9 protein-coding genes are annotated in these 10,699 nt (G+C 46.4%); 2 read left to right on the top strand and 7 right to left on the bottom strand.

All coding sequences use genetic code 11. The annotated features are described in order from the left end of the window. Positions 1–71: 71 nt before the first annotated feature. Both VN105_RS08465 and VN105_RS08460 read right to left on the bottom strand, forming a co-directional pair. On the bottom strand, positions 72–761 hold the full coding sequence (locus VN105_RS08465) for an IS1595 family transposase (RefSeq protein ID WP_325639824.1): 690 nt from the start codon (positions 759–761) through the stop codon (positions 72–74). 255 nt (positions 762–1,016) lie between these two features. After that, positions 1,017–3,383 (bottom strand): efflux RND transporter permease subunit, encoded by a 2,367-nt coding sequence (locus tag VN105_RS08460; RefSeq protein ID WP_325639822.1) that lies wholly within the window; start codon positions 3,381–3,383, stop codon positions 1,017–1,019. 231 nt (positions 3,384–3,614) lie between these two features. Between VN105_RS08460 and recO the strand changes: the two genes are divergently transcribed. Further along, positions 3,615–4,352 carry a DNA repair protein RecO gene (gene recO, locus VN105_RS08455; RefSeq protein ID WP_325639820.1) on the top strand — a complete coding sequence of 246 codons (738 nt, stop codon included), beginning with the start codon at positions 3,615–3,617 and terminating at the stop codon, positions 4,350–4,352. On the opposite strand, the gene VN105_RS08450 is transcribed toward recO, so the two are convergent. The 4 genes from VN105_RS08450 to rsfS all read right to left on the bottom strand — a co-directional run bounded on the left by VN105_RS08450 (position 4,324) and on the right by rsfS (position 8,410). Continuing rightward, positions 4,324–5,148: a UDP-2,3-diacylglucosamine diphosphatase gene (locus VN105_RS08450; RefSeq protein WP_325639818.1), complete on the bottom strand. Its 825-nt coding sequence runs from the start codon at positions 5,146–5,148 to the stop codon at positions 4,324–4,326. The two genes, recO and VN105_RS08450, sit on opposite strands and share 29 nt — an antisense overlap. A gap of 109 nt (positions 5,149–5,257) precedes the next feature. Next, a complete protein-coding gene (locus VN105_RS08445; RefSeq protein ID WP_325639816.1) occupies positions 5,258–5,893 on the bottom strand; it encodes a lactate utilization protein in 636 nt (211 codons plus the stop codon). Between the two features lie 8 nt (positions 5,894–5,901). After that, positions 5,902–7,929: an ATP-dependent zinc metalloprotease FtsH gene (gene ftsH, locus VN105_RS08440; protein WP_325639814.1), complete on the bottom strand. Its 2,028-nt coding sequence runs from the start codon at positions 7,927–7,929 to the stop codon at positions 5,902–5,904. A 76-nt stretch (positions 7,930–8,005) separates the two neighbouring features. Continuing rightward, complete coding sequence (gene rsfS / locus VN105_RS08435) at positions 8,006–8,410, bottom strand: ribosome silencing factor (RefSeq protein WP_325639812.1); 405 nt, start codon at positions 8,408–8,410, stop codon at positions 8,006–8,008. Between the two features lie 158 nt (positions 8,411–8,568). Here rsfS and VN105_RS08430 point away from each other — a divergent pair, with 158 nt between their 5' ends. Beyond that, on the top strand, positions 8,569–9,312 hold the full coding sequence (locus VN105_RS08430) for a biotin--[acetyl-CoA-carboxylase] ligase (RefSeq protein WP_325639810.1): 744 nt from the start codon (positions 8,569–8,571) through the stop codon (positions 9,310–9,312). Positions 9,313–9,513: 201 nt separating this feature from the next. On the opposite strand, the gene VN105_RS08425 is transcribed toward VN105_RS08430, so the two are convergent. After that, positions 9,514–10,699, bottom strand: a 1,186-nt coding sequence (locus VN105_RS08425; RefSeq protein ID WP_325639808.1) for a glycosyltransferase family 39 protein, incomplete at its 5' end; no start/stop codon positions are given.

Here is a 10,699-nt window from a genome sequence, read left to right as displayed (position 1 = left end):
GCCTGTGCTCATCAACCAAAATCTAAATCGAGATTAAAGTTGCCCCGCATAAATGCGGGGCTAATATCTTATCAGGAAAGGGTAAGCGGGTATGTTTTCAACAACTCCAGCAATACCGCGAAAAGATCGTCATTACGATGATTAAACCTGTACTCACACTCTTTCAGGTGCAAATACGCAGTGTTCCGGTTAAGCCCTTTGAACTTAGCCAGGCGATGCTTGGTCAAGCCCCAGAAAGCATCCACGTCATCCATCTGATGCGTGTCGGACGTTTGCCCCAACCGGTACAAACGGTACTGACCAAGATCCACCAACCCGTTGAACCGGCGCAAGCGCTCGGTAGCAGTCTGCGTTTCTAATACGGAACGCCCGCGGGTAGCGGCATGGATCATGGACCTGCTTACGTCTGGGAGAATTTCGGTGTGTAACCGGTCTGAGGATCTGCAGATGCCGAAGATTACCGGCTTTACAATCCGGTCTACTTCCGGCTTTACCGCCACCAGCGTATCGCTGTCGTGGTCGGGGGTAAGGTCGCTCTGCCGGGCTTCATACGTTAACACGGGAACCGGCACGGGGTGCTGCGTTTCACAGTATCGCGCAATCTGGTGTCGTAGCTTTTTCAGGTAGCTGTTAATAGTTACCCTGCTTACACCGCTGATATTCGCTATCTGGGTCGCAGTGAGATCATCGGCAAACAGCCGCAGGATCTCCTTAAACTTGCGCTCGGATAAATGAGCGCCTTTTAAGTACTTATTTTTCATGAACTATGTGGTTAGAATGGCATACTAAACCTCATACTTTTTCATTATAATCCACCCCCTTTTTTTACAAGCGGCTATAAGTGTATGTGAATGCTGCCCACTAGATCATTTCAGCGCTATTTTTTGTCCATTTTAGCTAAATATTTAGCATATACTGCGGTATCATGACACTAAAAAGCCACCGGGGCAAACAGGAAGCATAAAAGATGCAAACTGTTCGCCCCGGCGGTGCTGTATAATTATCTTGTTTTAATCTTATTCTTTATCGCTGATCCCTAATTCCCGGATGTCGATATCCTCTTCCTCATCCAGTGGTTTCCACAATTCTTTCTTTTTCGCTTTCTTCAGTAATGCCTTCTCCATCCACAACAGCAAAGCCGGCAATATGGTCAGGTTGGTGATCATAGCTACCACCAGGGTCAGGGAAGTAAGCCAGCCAAGAGCCTTTGTGCCGCCAAACCCGGAAAAACTGAAAATCATAAACCCGGCAAACAGGATAGCTGATGTATAAATAATACTTAACCCGGTTTCATGGATCGTTTGCTTTACTGTTGCACTGATATCAAAATCATGACGTGGCAATTCCTGCTTAAAATTAACCAGGAAACGGATCGTAACGTCAATGGCTATACCCAGTGCCACGCTGAAAACCAGCACAGTAGACGGCTTTAAAGGAACGCCCACCCATCCCATTACACCGGCGGTAACTACCAGCGGAATTACGTTCGGGATCAGCGATATGATCAGCATTCTCCACGAACGGAAAAGATAAAGCATACAAATCAGGATCAATACAAAGGCCAGCACCACACTCTCCATCAGTCCATTGATGATAAAACGGGTGCCCTCCTGGAAAATAACGCTGGTGCCCGTAAAGGTGACCTTATAATGTGCAGTGTCAAAAATAGCTGCTACTTTAGGCTGTAATGAATCCAATAATACCGGCAGCTTCTGTGATCCCACATCTTTCATATTCACACTCAGTCGCGCTACCTGCCGGGTACTATCCATAAAAGAAGAAACCAGCTTCGAAAAAGTGGAAGCCGGCCCCGTGGTACTGCCCCCTTTCATACGCAGGTAAGGCGCCAGGAAACTCAGGTCAAACTGGTTAGGCACCGCATAGTTGGAGCTGTCGCCGTTATAATATGCCTGCTTGGCAAACTTGATCCCCTCTACTACCGACAACGGACGGCCGAAATCCGGCTGCGAAGCAATCAGCTGTGTCAGTTCATCCAGCTTATTCAGGGTTTGTAAACTGATAACGCCATTCTTCCTCTTTGTATCCACTGAAATTTCCAGCGGCATTACACCCTTGAAATTCGTTTCCAGGAATTTCAGATCTGTGTACAGCTTATCGGTATGAGGAATATCATCCAGCATATATCCTACCGACTGTAACCGGCCCATTCCCACAATAGCTGCTATTACCAATGCCCCGCTCACTCCGTATACCCATGGCCGGTATTTAAATACCAGCGTATTCAGAAAGTCAAGTATAGCGCCGAAAAACCGGTTGTCGAGGTAAGTAGTGTGCTTGGTTTTGGGCGCAGGTAAGTAACTTAAAACAGATGGCAGGAAAATAAAAGAGATCAGGAAGATGAACATGATATTTAAACCTGCCACTACACCAAACTCTTTCAGAAGGGCGCTATTGGTAAAACAGAACACGCCAAAACCAATGGCGGCCGTAAGATTGGTAAACAGGGTAACGATGCCCATACGCTGTATCATATGCACCAGCGCCCGCGTTTTATTGGCATCTTTGGCATATTCCGTATGATACTTACTCAGGAAATATACACAGTTCGGAATCCCTATCACTACTATAAGCGAGGGTATAAGCCCGGTAAGCAACGTGATCTTATAACCCATCAGCACAATGGTACCCACCGACCAGATCACACCAATAGCCACCACGATCATCGACATCAATACCGCCCCAAATGAACGGAAGAACAGGAACAGTATCAGGCCGGTTAACAGGAAAGATATTTTCAGGAACAGCTTCAACTCATCCGCCACTTTAACGGCCATGGCTGTACGAATAAGCGGCAACCCGCTCAGGCGTACCTCCGTATGTTGTTTATCCTGGAAAGCATTGGCCAGCTTCGTAATTTCATTTACCACAGCCGTACGCTTCGGAGAATTAAAAACATCCTTATTCACATAAATGGCCATGAGATAAGCATGAGTATCCGGGTTGTACAACAGCCCTCTGTAGAAAAGAAGTGTGTTAAAAACACCCGATAAGCTATCAATCACCGTTTGATTGGTAAGATCGCCCTGAAAAAGCAGATTAGCCTCCAGCTTCTGTGTGCTGTCATTCTTCACCAGGTTGATAGCCATCGGCACACTCATAATATTTTCCACCGCAAAAACATTCTTCATGTCTTTGTTCAGCTGAACATAATCCTTGAAAAAATCTGCCTGGAAAAATTTGTCCGTTTGCACAGCGAGCATGAGCACATTACCATCTCCGCCAAACTTATTCTTGAACTCCTGGAACTCAAGAAACTTCTGGTTATCATGAGGTATGGTAGCTACATAGTCGTACGACATTTGTACCTTACTGGCAAAATAACCCATAAAGCCGGTGCCGGCGAGTAATAGAACAAGAAGCAATAACCGATATTTTAGCACAAAGCCTGCTAAACGTTGCCACATAAGGATTCCCTTTTTAGTAATGGGCGTAAAGGTAATTAAAATAGCTATTAGCTGTTAGCCGGCAGCGATGAGCTGACTCCTTTTAGCTGCCAGCTGTTAGGTTTTAGCTTTTAGCTGTTCAATCGCCGGGTTTGTGTTAACTTGCATGCCGGTTGCTTTCACAAACTGCAACAGCAAAAGCCAGGAAAATTGCTTCATAAAACACGCGGCATCGTATTACGCACAGTAAAGTATGGCGACACCAGCCTCATCGTGAGTATATTCACTGAACTCTTCGGGGTGCAGTCGTATATTGTTAACGGCGCCCGTTCTTCCAAACCCAAAGCAGCCAAAGGCAACCTGCTGCAACCTGGTAATATCCTTGAGCTGGTGGTATATCACAACGATATCAAAAATCTGCAGCGCATTTCTGAATATAAACTGGGCTTTCTCTATCACTCCATACACCTCAATGTGGTGAAAAATACGGTAGCGCTTTATATGATAGAGCTGCTGCAAAAATGCCTGAAACAACCGGAGCAACAAACCGATCTCTATTTCTTTACTGAAAATATGTTGCAACTGCTGGATATCTCCGGACTGCAGGTAGTAGCCAACCTGCCTTTGTATTTTACGCTAAAAATGGGAGAGCACCTGGGATTCAGGCTGAATGGAAGGTTTTCTGAATATACTCCATACCTCGATTTGCAGGAGGGCACCTTCTCAGATCTGCCACCACACCACTCCAATCACCTGGATACCTATAGCAGCGAATTAACCGATCAGCTGTTTCAATGCACAGCTGTAGAACACCTGGCGGCGATTACTATGAATAAAGAAAGAAGAAGGAAATTACTGTATGCGTACCTGGAATTTTTCCGGCTGCATTTACCGGATTTTACGGAGATGCATTCCCCGCCTATTTTGCATGAGATCCTGGATGCCTGATCTGCCGGCCAATTTGAGCGGCCTTTTCACCAGCTTCGGTAAAAAATTTCAGATCCACTGTATTGCCGTCAAAAACAGCATATGAAAAATAATTCAGCCAGTCGCCAAGATTGATATACCTGCTGTTCCCAGGTAATGAAATATCAAGGGGCAGATGCCTGTGTCCGTAGATAAAATAATCGAAATGCTCTTTTTGCAATATTTCTTTACTGTATATCGCCAGCCATTCATTTTCTTCTCCCAGGAAATGTTCCAGTTCCTGCCCGGTAGCAGAGCGGCTTTTACGGCTGAAATAATTGGCAAGAGCAATGCCCCATGCCGGGTGGATGGCGGAAAACAGCCAGCGGCAAAACGGGTTCCTGAATACCTTTTTCAACATCTTATAGCCATGATCACCCGGGCCTAAACCATCGCCATGACCAATATAAAACCGTTTGTTGCCAATGGTATAAGTTTGCGGCTCATAGTACACCGGTATATTCATCTCTTCTTCAAAATAACCATCCATCCACATATCATGATTACCGATGAAAATGGAGATACCGATTCCCTTGTCGCTCAATGCCGCCAGCTTACCCAGAATCCGGGTGTAGCCTTTGGGAATAACATGCCTGTATTCGAACCAGAAATCAAAGATATCACCTACCAGGAAAATATGCTGTGCATCATGTTCCACCTGCTCCAGCCATTGCAGGAGCAGCTTTTCACGCTCCCTGCTGACTGCAGGACTGGGAGCGCCAAGGTGAAAATCAGAAGCAAAATATACTTTCTTACTGGCCGGTAATGCGATATCCATTCTTAAAATTATGAAGCTTTTAGCTTTTAACGGGTATCCTTTAGTGAAAGAAACGATACATCGCTCCCGGTACTAAAAGCTAACAGTTAAAAACTAAAAGCCAGTTTATTTATTCGTCTACTAAAAATACGTATACTTCTTTGGGACCATGGATCCCTACTACCAGTGTTTTCTCAATATCTGCAGTACGACTGGGCCCCGTTGCAAAGGAAATCGCCGACGGGATATCGTTACCGTATTTATCTTTCAGCTTATTGAGCGCGTCCTTCAGGTCAAAAACCAGCTGGTGCGTATAGGCTACTACGATATGCACGGGAGCATATACCGGTAAAGCCCTGCCACTGGGTTGTGCGGAACTAAGTACCAATGTTCCGGTACGCGCTACCAGGTATTCGCAATCTGTAATCGCTGCATCTGCTTCATGTACGGAACCCTGGTTCAACACGGGTAAATCATGCTGGTGGATTGTTTTCAGCAGGGCAGGCGTCTGACAAAATACATTGTGCCATTCTTTGTGTTCACAAAGCGCACGAAGACTCTCCATCAGCTCACCTTTCCCTGTACAGTAAACAAACTTTCCCTGCAACCTGGTAAATTCTTCTGCAAACTTTAATTCCAGGCTTTCATTCTCAGTTTTAAAAACAGACGAGTTGCCCTCCGAATTGGGGAAGGGCAACTGTACTGACTGACTTAAAGCATTCCGTACTCTCTTCAGAATATTTTCCTTAGCAGGAGAAATCTTCATATCACTATTTACGCATTAGCTGGTGATGGAGAAGGGTTGATGATATCTGAAGGATGTACACCTTCAGTAGGTGCGCCTTCTTTACCCAGCTGGTGTTCCTTATGGGTATCGTAAGGGCGTTTACCGATCAGTCTTTCCAGGTCGGCCTGGTATAAAACTTCTTTCTTCAGCAGTTCTTCCGCCAGCGCCTTCACCTGGTCCATTTTGGAGGTGAGCAGTTCTTTGGTTCTGGTATAAGCGCTCGCAATCAGCTTTCTTACCTCATCGTCAATCATCTTGGATGTTTCCTCAGAGTAAGGTTTGGTAAATGACTGGTCGCTGTTCGGATCATAGAACGATACGTTACCAACTTTATCGTTCATACCGTATACGGTTACCATTGCATAGGCCATACGGGTAATTACCTGCAGGTCGTTTTGTGCGCCGGTAGATATTTTGCCGAAAACCAGTTCCTCTACTGCACGGCCGCCGAGCGTCATACAGATATCATCGAGCAGCTGTTCGGTGTTATACAGATATTGTTCCTTCGGAAGATATTGCGCATAACCCAGCGCTGCTACACCCCGCGGAACGATGGTTACTTTTACCAGCGGGTTAGCATGTTCCAGGTGCCAGCCGCAAATAGCGTGACCGGCTTCGTGGTAAGCAATTACTTCTTTTTCTTCAGGTGAGATGATCTTGTTTTTCTTTTCCAGACCGCCAATTACACGGTCAATGGCGTCGTTAAAGTCGTCCATTTCCACCTGTGATTTGCCTTTACGGGCCGCGATCAACGCTGCCTCGTTACATACATTGGCAATATCGGCGCCGGCGAAACCTGGCGTCATGGAAGCGAGTTTCTTCACATCCAGGTTGGGGGAAGTTTTGATAGGCTTTAAATGCACTTCAAAAATGGTTTCCCTTCCGGCCAGGTCCGGCTTATCAATAGAGATCTGACGGTCAAAACGGCCCGGGCGCAACAAAGCGCTGTCCAGTACATCGGGGCGGTTGGTGGCAGCCAGGATAATAATACCGCTGTCTGTTCCGAAGCCATCCATTTCTACCAGTAACTGGTTCAAGGTGTTTTCACGTTCGTCGTTGCTCATCATTACATTCTTACCTCTTGCGCGGCCAATGGCGTCAATTTCATCTATAAAGATGATACATGGCGCTTTTTCACGGGCCTGCTTAAACAGGTCGCGTACGCGGCTGGCGCCTACTCCTACAAACAGTTCCACGAAGTCGGAGCCTGACATAGAGAAGAACGGCACTTGTGCCTCGCCGGCCATTGCTTTGGCCAGGAGGGTTTTACCGGTACCCGGAGGGCCTACCAGCAATGCGCCTTTGGGAATTTTACCTCCCAGTGAAGTGTATTTTTTGGGATTTTTCAGGAAATCCACAATTTCCATTACTTCTACTTTCGCTTCGTCCAAACCAGCCACATCGTTGAAGGTGATATTCACGCGGGTGCCTTTGTCGAACAATGTAGCTTTGGATTTTCCGATATTGAAGATACCTCCCGGGCCTCCGCTGCCACCTGCAGGGCCACCCATTTTACGCATCAGCAGTATCCACAAACCAATGATCAGGATAATCGGTAACAGCAGCTGGAAGATAGGTTCAAACCAACTCTGGCGCTCATCATACGAGATCTTTACCTGGTTCTCCACCGGAACACCTTCCTGGGCTTTATCTATATCCTTCTTAAAACTTTCTTCGCTACCAATAGAAAAACGGAAGTGAGGACCTGGGTTCTCACCGCCAAATTTGCTTTTGTTAACATCTTTAAACTTCGCCTCTTTAAGACGGTCATGTTTTATGTAGACCTCTACATATTTTTTATTCACAACAACCAGCTTATCAACATCTCCCGGTTTCAGATAATCGATCTGAAATTCCTGGAAACTGATCTCTTTGGTTGGGGATCTTAAATCAAAAAAGTTCATTGCGAGCAGGGCCACACCAATAAAGGCGTACACCCAGTATATATTGAACTTCGGTCCTTTCTTAGGTGATTTCTCTGAACCCTTATTGAAGTTATTGCCTCCTTTTTCCATAATCTTACGCTCCTTTACGGATGTTTATTGCTATCAGAATAATATGAATAATTAAATTCTAAAACAAGCTGGTTGTTCAGTCTTCGGTGTGGTCCATCCTGTCAGCGTCACTCCACATTTCTTCCAGATTATAGAACTTCCGGTTTTCGGGTTGGAAAATGTGTACTACTACATTCACATAATCAACCAAAACCCAGTTTTGAGAACCAAATCCTTCGTGTTTGTACGGTTCTTCCGACGTATGTTTCTCCACCTCATCTGACACATAATCAGCAATGGCTTTCACCTGGGTGCCTGAATTGGCTTCACATATTATAAAGAAATCGGCCACGGCTTCAGGAATCTGGCGTAGATCCAGGGACACGATATTTTCCCCCTTCTTATCCTGTATGGCCTTTATGATGGTGGTAAAAATTTCACTTTCTCTGGTCAGGCGTTGCTGCGCCTTCTTTCTCGTGCTCAGAACGGTTAAGGGTGCCAATAAATCTCGTTTTTGTTAAAAATAATCTTTAATTGTCAAAGTTACTAAACAAGCAGTAATATAAGATGTTTAATATCCGCCGCGGGGGGCCTGAAAATGTTAATTAAATAATAAAATGAATTACTTTTCGGGCCGGATACAGACTAAAAAAGATTCATGTGATAGGACACCCGTTTTATATATTAGACGAAATAGACAGCACCAATAACTATGCCATGGAGCAGGTAAATTCGGGCCAGGTGACATCGGGCACAGCCTGGTTTACCAGCAACCAAACCGCCGGAAAAGGTACCCGTGGAAAACAATGGCTGGCCCAACCCGGGGATATCAGCGCCCTCACAATTGCCCTCCAGCCGGCTATGTTGCCCCTTTCAAGGCAGTTTATGCTTAGTGCTGCAGTAGCCCTCGGCGCCACCGATTTCTTTGCTTCCCATGCCGGCGATGAAACCATTATCAAATGGCCCAACGACATTTACTGGCGTGACAGAAAGGCAGGCGGCATCCTGATTGAGAATGTTTTACGCGGAAATATATGGCAATATGCCATTATAGGCATAGGGCTTAACATTAACCAGGCGGCTTTCCCTCCCGAATTGCCCCATGCAGTTTCCCTACGGCAAATTACCGGCAAAACCCGCCAGGCAGCAGACCTGGCCAAAGAGTTATGCGCTTTCCTTGATAAAAGGATCCGGCAGCTGCAGCCCGCTAACTATGAAGCATTGCTTACCGAATACAACTCCCGCCTTTTCCGCTGGCAGCAACCCGGACTTTACCGCAAAGACGGGGAAATATTTGAGGGCGTTATCCGCGATGTATTACCGGATGGGCATCTTTGCCTGGAAAGAAACGGTGAAATATTGCAGTTGGGTTTCGGGGAAGTGGAGTTTATTATTACTCGGTAACTGCAGCTATATACGGCCGGAAAGCAGGTAGCCCCTGGGAATCATTATCCTTGCCTTGCCGGGTTTCAATTGCATGGCTATTCATTAACCGTGGCCACTTATCCGGGGCAATACTTCCCCTTTAATTGGCTGTTTATTTTCCTGGCAGGGAGGCATCATGGGCGGAAACGCACGCAGTAACAGTAACTTTCCCGGGCACATCTATTTGCCCTGGTAAACATTTTGCTTCTTCCGCAAAGCCGTCTTCAACGCCGCCGGCAAATCAGGTGACAGGTCAGATAATAACCAGGCGCCGGCGCCCCATTGATATTCCCTGGATAAGGTGTCTTTCATAACGCCGGTCTGCTCCAGGCGGCCAATCATTTTCATGTATTCACCTTCCGGCTTCGTACCAATTTTAACGATATAGCGGATAGTGTCCATTTCATGGAACCAGAAAACATAATCCGCGTCCATGGCATTTGCTAATGGAAGGTTTCTGCCTTTATTGTAATAATTCAGCGCACCGGCTTCCCCGTAATTATCGCAGATCAGTAAGGTATAAGGCCGGTCCGCCGCGGGTACCTGCTGCCAGGTTTGCCAGGCCATATCCGCCAGTTCCCGCCAGCCAAGCATGTCCGCAAAATCCTGGGGAAGGGTATGATCCTGTCCGTCTTCCCACCGCAATAACCCCAGCGCCCGGAATTTGCCGGCCTTTTCACTGATCTGCGCCGGCTTCATCACCGGGAAAATAACATTCACCAGCAAAGCAAAAGGTACCACTATCAGTGCCACCCATAGCCAGCGCAGGTGACGCGTCCAGTCGTGGGTGAAGACCCGCTCCCAGTATACGCTGCCAAAAGCAAGCAATACCGGGTATAAACCAGCCGAATAGTAACTCTTTGCACGCAGGTAGGTAAACAATAACATGGTTAATGCATAAATACCTATGATAACGCGGTAAGTCCGGAACACCGGCGAAAATATTAATCCTATAACGGCTGCAACCACTATGAAAGCACCGCCCATGAAGAAGATGGGCTGATCTCCCCAAAAAGAAATCCGGCTTACATGCACCAGCTGACTTTCACTCAACTCCTTCATATGATGCAGCACCGGCATTCCATGCTGCAACTGCCAGATAATATTCGGCGCAATGATGGCCACAGCAATCCCCATTCCTATATAGAGGTATTTATTCTTATATACTTTCCATTGGGCCGAAAGAGCGAGGGCGCCCGCCATCCCGATCACCAGGAAAATAATGTTGTATTTATTAAGTATTCCTATGCCGGTAACAACACCCATCCATAATAACCATTTGTTCTCCTTTGTTTGCAGTAACTGCATCAGGCACCAGAAGAGCGCCGTCCACGCTAGAATATCAAAAGAATTGGGCTGATAGAGG

The organism is Chitinophaga sp. (assembly GCF_035564935.1).
GTDB lineage: Bacteria > Bacteroidota > Bacteroidia > Chitinophagales > Chitinophagaceae > Chitinophaga.
The sequence above is the reverse complement of the archived record's forward strand: the minus strand, read 5'-3'. Positions and strand labels throughout refer to the sequence as shown.